15 protein-coding genes are annotated in these 16569 nt (G+C 39.3%); 8 read left to right on the forward strand and 7 right to left on the reverse strand.

Annotation, left to right across the window (positions count from 1 at the left end; translation table 11 throughout):
• Positions 1-92: 92 nt before the first annotated feature.
• Positions 93-764, forward strand: a complete 672-nt coding sequence (locus tag AC1RJ8_RS19620; protein WP_492955247.1) for a Rossmann-fold NAD(P)-binding domain-containing protein — start codon at positions 93-95, stop codon at positions 762-764.
• A gap of 88 nt (positions 765-852) precedes the next feature.
• Here AC1RJ8_RS19620 and AC1RJ8_RS19625 read toward each other — a convergent pair whose 3' ends face one another.
• Positions 853-1611, reverse strand: coding sequence for a M57 family metalloprotease (locus AC1RJ8_RS19625; RefSeq protein WP_492955248.1), 759 nt, complete (start codon positions 1609-1611; stop codon positions 853-855).
• 308 nt (positions 1612-1919) lie between these two features.
• On the opposite strand from AC1RJ8_RS19625, the gene AC1RJ8_RS19630 reads away from it, so the two are divergent.
• Positions 1920-2237 (forward strand): hypothetical protein, encoded by a 318-nt coding sequence (locus AC1RJ8_RS19630; protein ID WP_492955249.1) that lies wholly within the window; start codon positions 1920-1922, stop codon positions 2235-2237.
• A 137-nt stretch (positions 2238-2374) separates the two neighbouring features.
• On the forward strand, positions 2375-2899 hold the full coding sequence (locus AC1RJ8_RS19635) for a DinB family protein (RefSeq protein ID WP_492955250.1): 525 nt from the start codon (positions 2375-2377) through the stop codon (positions 2897-2899).
• Positions 2900-2988: 89 nt separating this feature from the next.
• Here the strand turns inward: AC1RJ8_RS19635 and AC1RJ8_RS19640 are convergent, their stop codons facing one another.
• Complete coding sequence (locus AC1RJ8_RS19640; RefSeq protein WP_057931837.1) at positions 2989-3168, reverse strand: hypothetical protein; 180 nt, start codon at positions 3166-3168, stop codon at positions 2989-2991.
• A gap of 180 nt (positions 3169-3348) precedes the next feature.
• Positions 3349-4050 (reverse strand): SAM-dependent methyltransferase, encoded by a 702-nt coding sequence (locus AC1RJ8_RS19645; protein WP_492955251.1) that lies wholly within the window; start codon positions 4048-4050, stop codon positions 3349-3351.
• 279 nt (positions 4051-4329) lie between these two features.
• Here AC1RJ8_RS19645 and AC1RJ8_RS19650 point away from each other — a divergent pair, with 279 nt between their 5' ends.
• Positions 4330-6015 carry a DUF6600 domain-containing protein gene (locus AC1RJ8_RS19650; protein ID WP_492955252.1) on the forward strand — a complete coding sequence of 562 codons (1686 nt, stop codon included), beginning with the start codon at positions 4330-4332 and terminating at the stop codon, positions 6013-6015.
• 508 nt (positions 6016-6523) lie between these two features.
• Here the strand turns inward: AC1RJ8_RS19650 and AC1RJ8_RS19655 are convergent.
• Entirely contained in the window at positions 6524-7147 is a 624-nt protein-coding gene (locus AC1RJ8_RS19655) for an HAD family hydrolase (protein ID WP_492955253.1), read from the reverse strand.
• A 79-nt stretch (positions 7148-7226) separates the two neighbouring features.
• Between AC1RJ8_RS19655 and AC1RJ8_RS19660 the strand changes: the two genes are divergently transcribed.
• The 4 genes from AC1RJ8_RS19660 to AC1RJ8_RS19675 all read left to right on the forward strand — a co-directional run bounded on the left by AC1RJ8_RS19660 (position 7227) and on the right by AC1RJ8_RS19675 (position 10938).
• Positions 7227-7454, forward strand: coding sequence for a YtxH domain-containing protein (locus tag AC1RJ8_RS19660; protein WP_131032139.1), 228 nt, complete (start codon positions 7227-7229; stop codon positions 7452-7454).
• A gap of 62 nt (positions 7455-7516) precedes the next feature.
• Positions 7517-8917, forward strand: coding sequence for an MBL fold metallo-hydrolase RNA specificity domain-containing protein (locus AC1RJ8_RS19665; protein ID WP_492955254.1), 1401 nt, complete (start codon positions 7517-7519; stop codon positions 8915-8917).
• A gap of 205 nt (positions 8918-9122) precedes the next feature.
• Positions 9123-9860 (forward strand): class I SAM-dependent methyltransferase, encoded by a 738-nt coding sequence (locus tag AC1RJ8_RS19670; RefSeq protein WP_492955255.1) that lies wholly within the window; start codon positions 9123-9125, stop codon positions 9858-9860.
• A 73-nt stretch (positions 9861-9933) separates the two neighbouring features.
• Positions 9934-10938: an LLM class flavin-dependent oxidoreductase gene (locus AC1RJ8_RS19675; protein WP_492955256.1), complete on the forward strand. Its 1005-nt coding sequence runs from the start codon at positions 9934-9936 to the stop codon at positions 10936-10938.
• A 131-nt stretch (positions 10939-11069) separates the two neighbouring features.
• Here the strand turns inward: AC1RJ8_RS19675 and AC1RJ8_RS19680 are convergent, their stop codons facing one another.
• The 3 genes from AC1RJ8_RS19680 to AC1RJ8_RS19690 form a co-directional block, all read right to left on the reverse strand.
• Positions 11070-13844 carry an outer membrane beta-barrel protein gene (locus tag AC1RJ8_RS19680; protein ID WP_492955257.1) on the reverse strand — a complete coding sequence of 925 codons (2775 nt, stop codon included), beginning with the start codon at positions 13842-13844 and terminating at the stop codon, positions 11070-11072.
• A 268-nt stretch (positions 13845-14112) separates the two neighbouring features.
• A complete protein-coding gene (locus AC1RJ8_RS19685) occupies positions 14113-15189 on the reverse strand; it encodes a DUF5694 domain-containing protein (protein ID WP_492955258.1) in 1077 nt (358 codons plus the stop codon).
• Positions 15190-15346: 157 nt separating this feature from the next.
• Positions 15347-16486, reverse strand: a complete 1140-nt coding sequence (locus tag AC1RJ8_RS19690; RefSeq protein WP_492955259.1) for a M28 family metallopeptidase — start codon at positions 16484-16486, stop codon at positions 15347-15349.
• Between the last annotated feature and the right edge of the window lie 83 nt (positions 16487-16569).

Consider the following 16569-nt stretch of genomic DNA (forward strand, 5'->3'; position numbering starts at 1 on the left):
TTTTACCTTGACGAAGCCAAGAGAAACCCAACTGGCTTATTTAGCAAACAAAGATTAACTTATCTTCGTTTTGATTATTAAATAAACTTCCGATGGGAAAAATCAGAAATCAGAATAATGTAATCATCACCGGTGCTACCGGAATGGTGGGCGAAGGCGTATTGATGCAATGCTTAAACAGTCCGGAAATTGATGCTGTTTTAGTGATTAACCGCAAGCCATGTGGTTATAGCCATCCGAAGCTTAAGGAGATCATCCATCCCGATTTTTTTGATTTTTCGCAGATTGAAAATCAGCTCTCGGGTTATAATGCCTGTTTCTTTTGTTTAGGAATTACTTCGGTAGGCGTTGATAGCGATACCTATTACAAAATGACCTATACACTAACCATGCATGTTGCCGAAACGTTAAGTAAGCTGAACGATAATATGACTTTTTGTTATGTTTCCGGTGGCGGAACCAATGAAAATGGACGGTTGAAATGGGCACAGGTAAAGGGTAAAACGGAGAACGATTTAATGAGATTACCTTTTGGGCAGGTGTTTAATTTTCGCCCGGGTTTTATTAAGCCGCTGCCAGGACAAAAATATGCCCATAAATTTTATAAATATATCAACTGGTTATTTCCTATTGGAAGGGCCGTTTATCCAAGTGGGTTTTGCACCATGGCCGAGCTCGGCAATGCCATGATTAATACTTTAAACCATAATGGCGAGCGGAGGATTTTAGAAGGAAAAGATATTATTGCCTTATCAAAAGAATAAGCCCGGGTGCTGCAATGAGCTCCCGGGCTTATAATTATCAGCTCCTTATAGACCAGTTTAGGTTTGTTTAGTTGTTTTTTAGCAAATTTTAATATAATACAGCAGTAGCATCTTTATCTTTTTGCGATAATACCGTTGCACCTGATCCGCATTGGCCACCATTCATAAGTGATAGGGCATCAGTTCCGGTAACACCAGGAACATTTGTAGCAGTCGATTCGCCCTGGGCTGCCCAATTGGTATGTCTGAAGGAAATACAGTGACCGAATTCATGGCATATTGTTCTTGCGCGTTGGGCAAACGAATTACCGGCAATATAATTTTTATTGATTTTAACCAAAGCACCTGCACTTCCTCCCGATGGGAACTGTCCTTGCCCACAAACACCATTTCCTAAATTTTCATCTTTGATCAGGATGTCGTAAGGTGCTGTGGTTACAACGCTAAAACGTAAGGTCGAATTTGGAACACCATTCCATTGCGCAATTGCACTATTGATCTCGCTGCTCATAGAAGTCATAGACGGATCTACAAAAATTCTAATGTTTAGCTTTTTAGTGCTGTTTACAATGCTTCCGGTATAATACTGCTCGGTTTTAGCCCCAGCGCCATTAGCAGGGATTTCCATGTTTTTAGGGAATGTAATATCTTCTTCTACGATAAATTCATTTCCATTATCAACAATACTTGTAGCGGGGAAGCCCAGGTCTTTAATGTACTGCAAAACTTTGTCCGAATTTTTTACCGTTTCTTGAGGCTCAGCGATTGATTCCTGATTTTTTTTACAGGCTGCAATTACCACTGCCACCATGGCAACGATGGCAATCTTTTTTAGATTATTTTTCATGAAGTTTAAGTTAGTTAAGTCCTTTCGGAGCTGATAAACAAATGTAACGGAACTTGTTACATTAATTTTTGGCCGTAGGATAATTTTACACGAAAACTTAATTAACACGGTTTGTAATGTTTCAAAGCTGTATTTGTATTTAAAAATTTACATGAATAGTCTGTTTTATCGATAATATTTTAGTTAAATGAGCGTTGCCAAAGAAAACAAGATTAATTCCATATCGCTTACCAATCAAAAAAAGAGTACTACCAGTTAATTCTTCTTACCTTGCCAAATTATGGCCAAAAAAGCCCAAATTTTATAATATGCAAAATGAGAGTATAGCCTTACAGGCGAAAGTGTTTTTATACCATTTAAACAATGCCAACAACGAAAATGGTTTTCGGGTCAAAGAATCGTGGAAATTTAGCCAGGTAAGTGAGCAGGGAAAGGCCGAAATAGAACACGATTTCTTTCCTACGGTTTCTGTTCAGGTAGACCCAAAAAAGATACATGATTTTGCAGCAAGCGTATTATTGCAGCTTAAAGAACAACCTAAAATTAACGTGCCAGATCTTAATGTTAGTATCCAAACCGGATCGGAATATTTTATTGCTTTTTCTCCTGACAGGATGATCAGGTAAGATGGAAAATGAATGATGGGAATGTGGCCTGAATTGATAAAAACACTTCATTTAAAAATATTTTTATGTTGATTTTTACACTGCCATAGGGTTGTCAGTGGCCTGTATTTTCTTTGTGTGACTAAAACAAAAAAGACATGGTACAGGAACAATTATTCTCAGAAACAATGGAAGAAACTTCCCTTGTTTATTTAATGAAAAATTATGCAAACTATAATTTCTGGGCAAATTTAACCTTGGTAAATTGGTTAAAAAATCATCCGGAAGAATTATTGGAGCAGGAAGTATTATCGAGTTTCAAGAGTGTAAAGTTAACACTCGCCCATATCTTACAGGCACAGGAGTATTGGTATTCAATTCTAACTAAAACCGAATTCGAATTCCGCGAATATGGAAGTTTGAATGATATTTTTAATGCACTGTTGAAACAGTCAGAAAACTTAGCCGTTTATATTACTGCAATAAGTGAAGATAGATTTAATCAGAAAACGGAGATTCAAAGTCCTTGGTTTACTTCCGACTTTCAGAATTTTGAATATGTGCTACATGTTTTCAATCACAGTACTTATCACCGTGGCCAGATCATTACCATTTGCCACAATTTAGGCATAACAGGGGCCCCTATGACGGATTATAATTTCTATAATGTAATGGCGAAATAGATTGCCATTTTTTAGATAATGGCTTGTCAGAAAATCTCATTCAATAAAGATTTCTGACAAGCCTTTTTTGCATATTAAAAAACCTTCAATTATTTTTTATTGTCGTACTTCCGTTGATTGTCCTTATTGGAAGTTTGATCTGACCGTTGGCCACCGCCATTGGTTATTCCCTGGATTTTTTTGTCCGTTTTAACATCATGGTTAGCCCGATCAGCTATTGAACTGCCCTGAACCGTTGGATTGTTTTTTGGTGTGCTTGTATTTTTCATAACTGTAAAATTTAGTGAATAATTGCAAAGCGCTATGATAACAACCCATGTAAGAATAGATATGTTTTGATTTTTTGAAATTGTTCGTCATTGCTAGAGAAGCCTTTTCAGCCGACGAGGCAATGACGAATACTGTTATGAACCAATGGCCAATGAACTAATGGCCAATGAACCAGATCATTAGTACAACAAAAATATAGTAGGCTGTTTATGAAGATCTATTTCCTCTTTGCGCCAGTTATAAACACTTTGAGTTTTAATAAATTCATTTTCTGCAGTAAGATTGCTGGCTACACAAACCTGCGTATTGGGTTTGCAGCTTTTCAGCACCTCTTCAAAAAGCTGGTTATTGCGGAAAGGTGTTTCGATGAATATCTGTGTTTGTTTGTAACGGCTTGCCGATAAATCTAAATCTTTAATCCTTTTGGTACGTTGCTCTTTATCAATAGGTAAATAACCCCAAAAGGCGAAACTCTGTCCGTTAAAACCTGAGGCCATTAAAGCCAGTAAAATTGAACTTGGGCCTACCAAGGGCACCACTTTAATGCCGCGTTTATGTGCTTCTGCAACAATATCTGCTCCAGGATCGGCAATGCCAGGGCAACCAGCTTCGCTCATTAAGCCTACGTCTTTTCCGGCAGCAAGCTCAACAAAAAACTGACCTAAATCTGTCCGGTTATGTTTGCCATAATCGTGTACAATCAAATCTTTTTGTGGAGTCTTTAAACCAGCCTCTTTTAAAAAGCGACGGGCTGTCTTACTGTTTTCTACAATGTAGGTATCAATCTGGTTAATGGTATCAACCAAATAAGGGGTAAAAGTTTTATGTGCTACCTCTTCAGCCAATGGTACGGGAATAAGGTATAAAGTGCCTTTTTGCATGCTGCAAAAATACTCACAATAAATAGAATTTAAGTTCTAAAATTTAGGGTACTGGCAATATAATCTCTTTTGTGAACAAAGGTGTAGCAAATTTTATTTCTAACTGACTAATTTTCTGCACAATTAAAATGTGCTTAAAACGTTAAATATTAGTTAAATATGCCTCGTAAGGCAATATTTGAAGGAAAATGCAGAAACTATGCATGCATATTAAACCTTCTACATTTTTGGTTCTCTAATTGATACACACACATTAGGTTATTAAAATAAAACACACAAATGAAAACACTGAAATCTACGGCACTTGTGCTGGGGCTATTTGCGCTCCTTGCCGGAACCACAACCCTTGTCAGGGCACAAGACTATCAAAACGATTACCAGGACGATGGTTACAGCACTGGCAATGTTTCTTTACAGACTTTTTACGATGAACTTTCGCCTTATGGTACCTGGATACAAGACCCTCAATATGGCTACGTTTGGCGTCCGGATGTAGATCAAAGCGAATTTCGTCCATATTATACCAACGGACGTTGGGCGATGACTGAATACGGCAATACCTGGGTTTCCAATTACGATTGGGGCTGGGCACCTTTCCACTATGGCCGCTGGGTAATTAACAGTTACAGACAATGGATCTGGTTACCTGATACCAATTGGGGACCAGCCTGGGTAGATTGGAGAAGTGGTGATGGTTATTACGGATGGGCTCCAATGGCACCAAGTATTAGTATTAACCTAAGTTTTGGCCGCCGTTACGTAGTACCAGAATTTTGCTGGAACTTTATTCCACAACGCAATATCTATATCAATGTGTTTCCAAGATATGATTACGGGCGCAACAATGTATATATCCGAAACACCACCATTATCAATAATACTTATGTTTATAACAGAAGGACCTATTATGGAGGCCCGAGGGTTGAAGATATCAGACGTGCAACCAACAGGGATGTAACCGTTTACAGGTATGCGCAGAGTTCAAGACCTGGTGCGAGTAGGGTTGGTGGTAGAGAGGTTTCTATCTACAGACCTAGACCAGAGCGTAATGCTGATAATCGTAGTGCAGCGCCAAGAAAATTTGAACAAGGCAATGCCGGCATTAGCAGAGGCGGAAGGAATGAAGGTTATACCAACCGCGATCAAAGAGGTGGTAATAGCAATAATAACGATAACCGTTTTGGATCGAGAGGGGATAACCGTACCGGGCAACCTGATAGGAACAACGGTAACATAAGCCGAGACAATAATAATCAGCCTAATAACAGAGGTGAAGTTTATAATAGGGATGCTAATGGCCGTTTTAGCCGCGGTAATGCCAATGGTGTAGATGGCAGAAACGGACAGGAAAATGTAAACCGTGGTCAGGATCAGCAACGTTTGGAGCAGATGAGACAACAGCGTACACAGCAAGACCGTATGAGCCAGGATCAGCAACGTACACAACGCGATGTGCAAACACAGCAGCGTGGTCAGGCAGATCAACAACAACGTGCAGCTCAAATGGAGCAACAAAGGGCACAGCGTAACGAGCAGTTTCAACAGCAGCGTACGCAACGTGATGCTCAGGTACAGCAACAACGTAATGAACAGATGCAACAGCAACGTGCGCAACAAGCCCAGGCCCAGCAACAGGAAAGGACTCAACGCGATGCGCAGATGCAACAGCAAAGAAACGAGCAAATGCAACAGCAACGTGCGCAGCAGGCTCAGGCTCAGCAACAAGAAAGAGCACAACGTAATGAGCAAATGCAACAGCAACGTGCACAACAAGCTCAACAACAGCAGCAGGAACGTGCACAGCGTGATGCCCAGGTTCAACAACAAAGGGCACAGCAACAGCAGCAGCAAATGCAACAAAGACAAGAACAAAGAAGAACAGAAGCACCGCAACAACAGCAACAAAGAGGTGGTGAAAGAAGCGGCTCTGAAGGAGGAAGACCATCAAGAGGTGGTAGAGGATAGATTGGTAAGTCCCGATGAAAATCGGGACTTTTTTATTTTAAAGACTTTGTAATCTTAAAATAAGAAAGTAAGGATTTTGTTCACTCTATTGTTTTGGAAATGAACATTCAGCATTGCTTCGGGAACAACACTCCCGTTATTCGCTATAGCTCCGATGAATCCCGATGTAAAATCGGGAGGAGGCTGCCGCTGCTACCGGGTTTAGAAACAAAGGTTTGTGCAAAAAATAGCAGTTCTCCACCTGGATGAGGTATTAATTTAACGCCCAGTCATTAATAGTAGCATGATCAGGCCTATCTAGACCCGATTGGAGTGAACACGCAATCCCAGTTTTCCAACTGGGATAAGTAAAACGGAAAGCGGGGAGAAACTGAAATAGTTGCAGAAAGCGGCTCTCCAAAACATTAATGGTTTATTTTATGATGAAAGTAAGTGTTGGTTAATGCACTTCATCCGAATGTGTTCACCCTTCAACTACGCCAGGCGACAACCCAAGAAAAAGATTGGTTTACTGCCCAGCCGCTGTATGAAGGTTACTTAAATCGGTTCCCCTAAAAGTGCTTTCGGCATTTGGGTGCAGATTTTCGGGATCGAGTAAAAAAGTAGCTATCCCCAGTTCCAGTCCGAATTTAATTTCCGATTCTGCATCATCTCCTATAATTAAAATATCATCCTTTTTTAGACCATATTTTTCAATCAGCAGTTTAAAAGCTTCTTTTTTGTTGGTTGTCGAAACATCCACAACATGTACGGCTTCAAAATCATCAGCGATACCCAGCATCTTCACTTTTGAGGTTTGCTGTTTCGGAAAACCCGCCGTTACAATAAATTTTCGGCCATTAAGGCTTTTAATATAATGGTAATCATCGCTTGGGTTTAAGGGCTTGGTTACTTCTCTACTGTGCAGATATGAAATCACCTCAGGCATTATCTCTTCATTAAAACCATATTTTTTAGCCACTTTTACAAAAGGCGTTCTCAGCATTTCCCCTTTGGCTAACTGAAATTTTTCATCGCTGATTCCTAAATCCAGGCTTTCTAAGTAACGATAAAGTTCACCCATCAACTGTTCTTCATTCGGTTTGGTAAAATAGATGGTATTGTCTAAATCGATAAAAAAAATATGCTTCATGTAAATGGAATGATTTATGTTAGAATAAAAGCAAAACAACCAGTGCCAATTAATGTTTAATTATTAAAGAATAAAAGTTATGACAAAGGAAACAAAAATTATTGTAGGCGTATTAGCTGGAGCAGCACTTGGTGCAACAATCGCATTGGCATTATCTTCAGATTCGACAAGCGATTTAAAAGGTAAAGTATCAGATTTTTTTGCTGATCTATTAGACGCTTCAAAAGATAAGTTAGCTGGTTTAGCAGATAAAGCGACTGGCGTAGCCGATAAGGTGAAAGATAAAATAGCAGAAATAAATGCATAAAGAATTGGAAGTGCCGGAAATATCCGGCATTTTTATGCTACATATTTCTAACCACCATCTTGATGAACATTGCTTTTCATGGTGCCGCCCGTACGGTTACGGGGAGTAAGCACCTTATTACCTTAAAAAATAGTACCCAGATTTTATTAGATTGTGGCTTATTCCAGGGGATGGGCCGTGTTACCGATAAATTAAACGACTTTTTTGGTTTCGATGCCAAAAAGGTTACTTATCTGATTTTATCACATGCACATATAGACCATTGCGGCTTATTGCCTAAACTGGTTGCAGAAGGATTTGAAGGTAAGATTTTCTGTACTTCGGCAACGATGGACCTGGCCCGCATTTTAATGATGGATTCGGCCAAAATCCAGATGCAGGATGCAGAGTTTTCTAACCGCCACCTACGCGAAGGCGAAGAAATGGAAGAGCCACTTTACACCGATGATGACGTGACCAAAACGCTTAGTCTGATGAAGATAGTGGAGTATGAAGAAGATTTCGAAATTGAGGCGGGCATTCGGTTAAAGTTTACTGATGCAGGGCATATTTTAGGCAGTGCTGCGGTACATCTTACCATTACAGAAGAAGGAAAACCTACACGGATTACCTTTTCTGGCGATGTTGGGCGTTACGGTGATCTGCTTTTAAAAAGCCCGCAGCAGTTTGATCAGGCCGATTATATCTTAATGGAATCTACCTACGGCGATTCGTTACACAAAGATCTCGATCCGATCGAAAACATGCTCTTAGAGATTATTAACCATACCTGTAAAATTAAAAAGGGGAAAGTTATTATCCCAGCTTTTGCTGTGGGCCGTACACAGGAGCTGCTTTATGCCTTAAATGGTTTAGAATTAAAAGGTAAATTACCTGATGTACCTTATTATGTAGATAGTCCTTTATCCTCAAAAGCGACTGAAATTCTTAAAAACCATCCTGAAGTATACAATAATGGCGTTAAAGAAACTTTAAAGGTAGATCATGATATATTTGGTTTTAAAGGCTTGCGTTTTATCGAAAGTGTAGAAGAATCTAAAGCTTTAAATGCCGATCCCAGGCCATGTGTAATTATTTCGGCATCGGGAATGGCTGAGGCTGGTCGTGTAAAACACCACATCAGGAATAATATCGGCAATCAGAAAAATACCATTTTGATGGTAGGATATTGCGAACCTAAATCGCTTGGCGGTAGGTTAATTGCCGGACAAAAGGTAGTAGAAATTTTCCGCGACGAATATGAGGTTAAGGCAGAAGTACAATCGATAAAATCGATGAGCGCACATGGCGATTATGAAGATTTACTGCAATTTTTATCAGGTCAGGATCCGGCTAAAGTAAAACAGCTGTTTTTGGTACATGGAGAATATGAAGTACAGCAACATTTTGCCGGCAAACTGAAAGATGCAGGCTTTAAACATGTGGCTATCCCCGAATATCATCAGGTATTTGAGATTGAATAATATTGAGGTGCTGGTCTGGATTTTTAATCCTGACCTTTATAAGATCGTCATTGCGAGAAGGCTTTTTCAGCCGACGAAGCAATCTTACAACGATCGCTATTAGCTTGTGCCTTAAGATTGCTTCGTAGCCTCGCAATGACGACTTTCTTATGAAATCAATTAATAAAAAGTCTGTTCATTAGTTACAGATGCGTCTTGCCTTCGAATGACATCACACATCTCACCTCATCCATCTTCCATTTTCCCTATCTTTGCCCGCATGGATGTTTTTGGTAAAGCGTTAACAGATATTTATAGAACAGGCGAGGCCGATACGCTTTGGTTGCACAATTCGTATGGAGAGCCGGAAGAAATGCCTTTAGAATTCTTCTTCCGTGATGATGAAGATATGCCCGTTCTAGAACTTCAGGCGTTACACATGTGCAGGGGAAAGGTATTGGATATTGGTGCCGGTGTAGGCAGTCATGCTTTACTTTTACAGGCTTTTAATATCGATGTAACTGCTATTGATATTTCGGAAGCAGCTGTGGATATTATGAAAGCGCGTGGTGTAAAAAAAGCATTCATACAGGATATTTTTACCTATCAGGAGAAATTCGATACCATTATCATGCTCATGAACGGTATCGGTTTAACCGGAACTTTGCCCGGCTTTAAGGATTTCCTGATCAAATTAAAAGACCTCATCAACCCCGATGGACAGGTGATTTTCGATTCTTCTGATATTGCTTATTTATACGAAGATATGCCGAAACCGCAAAACCAGTATTATGGAGAGGTATCTTATCAGTACGAATATAAAGGCGAAAAAGGCAATTGGTTTAACTGGATTTATATAGATGAAGAAACCATTAAGCGTATGGCCCATGAAACAGGATGGGATGCTGAATTGATTTTTGATGATGGTGAAGATCAGTATTTGGTCAAATTGACTTTGGCGTAATAATCTAAAAGTCATAAAGCTTTTTGCACGTCTATTTTAAATGAGTATGCTCATAAATTTGTTAGATACGAATATGAGCAATACGAAAATTAAACTAAGTGTGTTAGATCAATCGCCGGTGCGCAAGGGTGTTACAGCCCGCCGGGCCATTGAAGAAACCACTATACTAGCACAGGAAGCCGAAAGATTGGGATACCACCGTTTCTGGGTTTCAGAACATCACAATACCACCAGTTTAGCGGGTTCAACACCCGAAATCTTAATTGCGCACCTGGCCAATCATACCAAAACTTTAAGGATCGGTTCCGGTGGCATTATGCTGCCTAACCATAGTGCGTTAAAGGTTGCAGAAAGTTTTCGTTTGCTGGAAGTGATGCACCCTAACCGGATCGATCTGGGTATGGGGCGTGCACCGGGTACCGACCGCATTACGGCTTCGATGCTTAACCCCTCAAACAATTGGAGCGAGCAGGATTTTGTAGAACAACTGCGTGAGCTGCAGCATTACCTGCATGATACTTCTGATGGTGGTATCCAGGCAAAAATAAAAGCTATTCCGATTGCTGAGACCGTTCCGCAACAGTGGCTTTTAAGCAGCAGCGGACAAAGTGCTTTATTTTCGGCACATTTTGGAATGGGCTTTTCTTTTGCACATTTTATTAACCCACATGGAGGACCACAGGCTGTTCAATACTACCGGGAACATTTTAAACCTTCGGTTGATCTGGCAAAACCAGTCGAAAACGTGGCGCTTTTTGTTTTCTGCTCAGAAGACGAAGAAAAGGTAAAACAACAGGAGGCTTTAATGGCTTACCGTTTTCTCCAGCTAGAAAAGGGTGGAGGCTTAACTGCTGTAGGTTGGAACGATATTAAAGATATCAGTTATAGTGCTGCGGAGCAGGAACGGATTAACGCCAATAAACCACGGATGATTTACGGTACCCCTGCGGTAATTAAAGAGCGATTGACCAAACTGGCTGCAGATTATGATGTAGATGAACTGATGGCTGTTACCATTACCGAGCATTTTGAAGACCGTATAAGATCGTACGGGTTGCTTGCGGAGATATTTTTTTAATAAATCGTCATTTCGATCGCAGTGCAACGTAGTGGAGAAATCTACTTCCATGGTCTGTGTCTCCACAGATCATTATGAAGGGTTTGAAACAAAGAGTTTTAATGTGGTCTGTGGAGACACAGACCACGGGATTAAAAATTAAAAAACGTCTGTCTGCCGCCAACTTTTTGGCCAAAATTTTGGATATTATAAGTAAGGGTGAGCATGCCATATCTACCCAGGTTATTACTCTGCGTATCGATAACACTATTGCCCGTAATCTGAATGTTCCTACGTACATTGCTCTGCAAAATATCATTCACCGAGAATTTTAACTGCGCCCTGTCGTTTTTCATGAATAGGTAAGTGAGAGCAGCATTCCAGAATTTGATGTTATTATTATATCCGGCGATTTTTTGATCATTGATGGTTAAAGAATAGCTGGTTTCGAAAACCAGTTTTTTTGGATAACGGATAATCAGTTCGGATGTGCTTTGGTGGGTGTTGTAGCTAATGTTAGTGTAATAGCTATCATCGTACCTGCTGCGATTCAGGTTTACCGAATACGACTGGTTAATTTCTACTTTATCATTGAGGTTTAACCTTATACTTCCATTAGGGCCTACATAAAACACATTTGCATCGCTCTCAATGTTGTTCACAATAACCGGACTATGATCAAAATTGGCCCAGAAACCCAAACCTACTTTTAAACTTGTTTTATCTTTTTTGAAATCTTTCGAAATATTGGCCCCACCACTAAAATTATAGATACCGTTTTTGTTAACCGGGTTAACCGTTTGTACACCATCTTTAATGGTAATAGCGTTAACAATGCCGTTTTTTGTGAAATTACCGTAACCGTATAAATTGTAATTGATCAGGCTTTTAGGATCATATTTGTACATATTCATGCTTAAACCCTGCACACGGGCGGGCAGTAGATTTGGGTTTCCATTTCTAATGTAAAATGCATTGGTATTGTCGGCCACTGGCTGAAGATAACTTACATTGGGCTCTGTAAAACGGGCCGAATAGTTAAAGCGGAATATTTTATATTTTAATTGAAAGGTTGGCCATATAAAATTATAACGCTGATTAATATCTACAGTATTGGTAAAGCGGTTGTTTAACGAAATATAGTTGTGTACCAATCCCGGTTGAAGGTAAAGATCTTTAGTTACTTTATACCCAAGGCTGATGTTCGTATTGGTTTTAAAACCTGCCTGTTTAACTGTTTGCGATAAATTGGGAATGGCAATATCGTACAGCTGGTTAGCCGGATTGCGGTAAAAAGTGCTTAATGCATTTTCGTTATTGATGATATTTCCGCTTACATCTGCTTTAAAATTCAGTTTTTTGCTGATTGGTTCGGTATAGTTGCTATAGAGGTAAGACCTGAAGTTATCGATGGTATTATTTCTCAACTGATCGATCTCTGAAGTGGACGGGCTGAGGTAAAAAACACTGGTGCTTCTGTTGTAATTGATAACGGGATTTGGGGTTGCAGAAATATCGGCTCCCATATTGAAAGCTCTTCCAGCCTTTTTAAAATCCTTACTAAAATCGGCCCTTAACTGATATTTGTTGTTTGAAGTATTCAGGTCATTCAGATTATCGAGGGCATTAATGAGCTGACTATTCGCATTGTTGTTACGAGAAGAGACCTTGCTTACCGAATTGTTAGAACTTAGTACAATTGCCGGCTCGATAGTGAGTTGTGTTAAAGAATCGATTTGCCAGTCTAATTTTCCACCTATATTATGTTTCAATATCAGTGTATTGGTGTTTTCGCTGGCATTGGTAATCAGCCTGTCGGTACCTAATGTTTGGTTGGTATTGGTGAGTTTCTCCAGAAGATTATCCGATCGGCCAAAGAAATATTGCGTATTAATTTTGATTCCTTTTTTGGTTAAAGTGTTAAAATTAAAACCACCACCCGAAGAGGTTTGAACACCATTATAACTGCCGCCGAAATTAATGCCATTAAACTCGAAATAACCTGTAGAATTCATCATCATGGAATTAATGCCACTTCGGTTAAAACCACCTATTCGCTGTACATCGTTGGGATTAAAGCCTGGTTGATTGATGTTGTTGCCATAAGCCAAAATACTTACCTGTGTGGTATCTCTAAAGAAGTTCATTAATCCACCGGCCTGATACAGGTCTTTTAAACCTCCACCAGCATATAATTTGCCGAAAGCTCCTTTTTTAATTGCTTTTTTCAATTTTAAATTGATAATCTGTGGGATTTCTGCTGCCGTTAAATCCGGATCACGTCTTTTGGCCTGTTTATCATCAACCACCTGTACCTTATCGATGATATTAGCGGGCAAATTTTTGGTGGCAATCTGCTGGTCGCCACCAAAAAATTCTTTTCCATCCACTAAAATTTTACTAACTGTTTTACCGTTAACCTGTATAGAACCATCGGCTGCAATGGCAACGCCAGGAAGCTTTTTTAACAGATCTTCTACCACTGCTGATGGCAGGGTTTTAAATGATTCTGCATTAAATTCAATGGTATCTTTACGTACAACTACGGGTGGCCTTTCTCCCGAAATTACAACCTCGTTTAAGTCATTTGCCTTAACGGAAAGATAGAGGGTGCCCAAATTTAATGCGGGATTGGCCGCAGTTAGTTCGACCTCTTTTCGGTAAGTTCCATATTGCCACGCGGTTACCACTAAACGGTATTTTACACCTATGGTTAAACCATTGATTTTGAAAACGCCTTTATCATCCGATAATTTATAAGTGCTTAATATACTATCGCCAACTTTATATACTGAGATTGTTGAGTAATTTAAGGTGGTCTTGTGATTGGCGCTATCGGCTAAAATTCCGGTAATGCTTCCGTTTTTTTGTGCAAATAAATTAAAAATTGCTAAGGTAAGGGCGATTGAAAGTAAGAGTTTCTTCATATATATATTAAATAACAAGCTAAAATTAGGCGCTATGCTTTTATGGTACAGATAAATGTGATGAACGATATAAAAAATGTGACAGACTAAAAATCTAATAGACGTACTGGCTGACTGAACGTTGCACTTAATTAAAACAACTAATCTTTTAGGTAAAAGTAGTTGCCTTAAGGTGTTTTTGCAAATACTAAACGAAAAAATTACATAACGCTAAAAAGAAAAAGCCCCAAGCTAATGCAATGGGGCTGAGAAAGCGCACATTATTAGTTTAGTGCAAATCGTTATAATTGATAATTTTAACATCTGGGTTTTTGGCTAAAATTTCTTCCATCCATTTGCGGTGCGAGGCACCAACTCCAACTACAACCCTTTTTGCTTTTTTTGCCTTTGCCTGATCGATGATGTTTTTGCACATGCCTTCGTTTCTTAAAGTCCATTGCGCAATCATCTCTTTTACTGTCTCGGTCGGAAAACCTGCATAACCATAAAAATGACGGCCACCATAAAAGTTCCAGGCTTCATCCAACACGCCGTATTTCACGGTATTCATTCCTGCATATGGATCCGCATTGAAAACCTTCGCTTCAGCTTCATTGTAAGCCCAATATTTTTCTATGGCTTTAATGGTAGCGGCTTCCTGCGAGGTGCTATCGGCTTTCGCTTTGTTGATTAAAATTTTGTATAAAGAATCTGTTTTACCCCAGGCTTCACTCCATGGTTTATCATAGGTTTGGCAATCCATGTTGTAAATCCGATCTTGTTTTAATTGGTAAATAAGAGGGAAATAGATTTTGCTATACTCACTTCCAGGTCTCCAGAAACCTTTTTTCTTTAATGAATCGGTATTTCCGAACATTTTTGCATATTCAACCTGTTCTTCTTTGCCAAAGCTTTGTTTCATGTAATTTTCGAGTACGAAGATTTGATAATCGGCATTGCCCCTGTCCCAGTTTTTAGCATAATTAACAGCTAAATCCATTCTGGTTTTATGGTAGTAGGCAAATTTAGCGAGCGCCTTTTGGTCCTTTTTAATTTGTGCATCAATATTTTTGGGAGATACCGGATTTAATTTTTCTATATAATCATGCCCTTTTCTAAATACTTTTTTGGCCCAGTTGCTTTCTTCCAATTTGGCATAATCGCCTTGCGGTAAGTATTCGCCAAAAACCATATCGGGTTTAAAGTTTTTAAGCTTATCAATTATTGCCTGAAAGTTTTGTGTCGATTTAGAATTGTCGTGGGCAGAGCCTACTATAACAATTTCGATTTGGTTCTGGGCATTCGATTTAACCGCAACTGCGATTAACAATAAAAATGCTAAGCTGAGTTTTTGTATAGTTTTCATAATGAATCTTGTTTTGGTTTTTGTTGATTCAAAGATGAGCATACACACTTAGCTGCTATATTTAATTATCCCAATGGCTTATTATATTATCCCAACTGGAGAAATTGAGCATTAATGGTTTGTATTGTGATTTAAGGGGTTCGTTATGAAAATGAAGTTACTCCATCAGTTTCTGGTTAAATCCAACGATCAGTTTAAACAGATCTTTATACGCCGTAAGCGGCAATGTTTCAGGTTTATCGAATACGTCGTGGTAGGCTGAGGGACCACCCTGAGTATAAATGAAGAATGCCGGAACACCTTTTTCGGTAAAGAAATAGTGATCGCTGTTGGCTGCTTTACCTCTGGAGTTTATTTTTGAGAGATAATGATTTTGATTGTTGATGGCGTTTAGCAGCGCAAATGCTTTAGGATAAACGGATGCATTAACCACCGTCATGCCGGCTTCGCCGGTTCCAACCAAATCTAAGTTGATTAGGAATTTAATCTTGCTTAAAGGAATTAAAGGGTTTTCTACGAAATATCTCGATCCCAACAGCCCAGCTTCTTCGCCCGCAAAACAGATAAAACCAATGGAGTAGGGTTGGGGATTGGCGGCATAATATTTGGCGAGACTCAATAAAGTGGCTACACCGGCAGCGTTATCGTTTGCGCCAGGGAAGTAAGTTTCTGCACCCATTCCGCCCAAATGATCGTAATGCGCGGTAATGATTAAAAGGGAATCGGGAAATTTAGTGCCTTTAACTAAACCGCAAACGTTAGCTGCCTCAAAGTTCGGAATGAATTTATTTTCAATATCAACGCTAATTGCTTTCGGTATTGTGGTAAAGCTCTTTTTATTGAGCTGGATCATTGTTATATCGCCAACTTCTGTAGCTACAGACCAGGTTAATTTATCTTTTAATAAAATTTTTAATGATGGAGAAGCCTGATAATTAAGACTATCCATCTTGTTTAAAATTGCTTTTTGTTTAGCACCAGGACTTTCGTTACTCACAATGAAATCTTTACCGGGGATAAGTTTTTGACCATTTATTGCCACCATCATTTTTCCTGGGAATGTATTTACAGGGAAATTAAAAGGCTGCTTATAAGATAGACCCATTGGCAACAGGCCAATTTTCTGATACGCTGCAGCAAGGTAATCGGCAGACTTTTTCATTCCGTCTTTGGTATAACCTCTGCCCCAAAATTCTTTTGATGTAAGGGTGTTTATTATATTTCTGGTATAAGTAGAATCTTGTGCGAAAGTGTTGATTGCTAAAAACAGGAAGATAATAAAGCCAAATTTTTTCATCCCGAAATTTAGTGAATTAAATTGTTATCAAACCTCGTGTTTTTTTAAACGGCGGAATCTTAAACCCTATAATAACTGTGCTA

This window comes from Pedobacter sp. GW822-FHT03F06, from assembly GCF_058801365.1.

Excerpts from the sequence above, each read along its gene's own strand:
- AC1RJ8_RS19680 (WP_492955257.1), bottom strand. The coding sequence starts at position 13,844 with ATGAAGAAACTCTTACTTTCAATCGCCCTTACCTTAGCAATTTTTAAT.
- AC1RJ8_RS19640 (WP_057931837.1), bottom strand. The coding sequence starts at position 3,168 with ATGAAAAATACAAGCACACCAAAAAACAATCCAACGGTTCAGGGCAGT.
- AC1RJ8_RS19645 (WP_492955251.1), bottom strand. The coding sequence starts at position 4,050 with ATGCAAAAAGGCACTTTATACCTTATTCCCGTACCATTGGCTGAAGAG.
- AC1RJ8_RS19655 (WP_492955253.1), bottom strand. The coding sequence starts at position 7,147 with ATGAAGCATATTTTTTTTATCGATTTAGACAATACCATCTATTTTACC.
- AC1RJ8_RS19690 (WP_492955259.1), bottom strand. The coding sequence starts at position 16,486 with ATGAAAAAATTTGGCTTTATTATCTTCCTGTTTTTAGCAATCAACACT.
- AC1RJ8_RS19620 (WP_492955247.1), top strand. The coding sequence starts at position 93 with ATGGGAAAAATCAGAAATCAGAATAATGTAATCATCACCGGTGCTACC.
- AC1RJ8_RS19630 (WP_492955249.1), top strand. The coding sequence starts at position 1,920 with ATGCAAAATGAGAGTATAGCCTTACAGGCGAAAGTGTTTTTATACCAT.
- AC1RJ8_RS19635 (WP_492955250.1), top strand. The coding sequence starts at position 2,375 with ATGGTACAGGAACAATTATTCTCAGAAACAATGGAAGAAACTTCCCTT.
- AC1RJ8_RS19685 (WP_492955258.1), bottom strand. The coding sequence starts at position 15,189 with ATGAAAACTATACAAAAACTCAGCTTAGCATTTTTATTGTTAATCGCA.
- AC1RJ8_RS19660 (WP_131032139.1), top strand. The coding sequence starts at position 7,227 with ATGACAAAGGAAACAAAAATTATTGTAGGCGTATTAGCTGGAGCAGCA.
- AC1RJ8_RS19650 (WP_492955252.1), top strand. The coding sequence starts at position 4,330 with ATGAAAACACTGAAATCTACGGCACTTGTGCTGGGGCTATTTGCGCTC.
- AC1RJ8_RS19625 (WP_492955248.1), bottom strand. The coding sequence starts at position 1,611 with ATGAAAAATAATCTAAAAAAGATTGCCATCGTTGCCATGGTGGCAGTG.
- AC1RJ8_RS19670 (WP_492955255.1), top strand. The coding sequence starts at position 9,123 with ATGACATCACACATCTCACCTCATCCATCTTCCATTTTCCCTATCTTT.
- AC1RJ8_RS19665 (WP_492955254.1), top strand. The coding sequence starts at position 7,517 with ATGAACATTGCTTTTCATGGTGCCGCCCGTACGGTTACGGGGAGTAAG.
- AC1RJ8_RS19675 (WP_492955256.1), top strand. The coding sequence starts at position 9,934 with ATGAGCAATACGAAAATTAAACTAAGTGTGTTAGATCAATCGCCGGTG.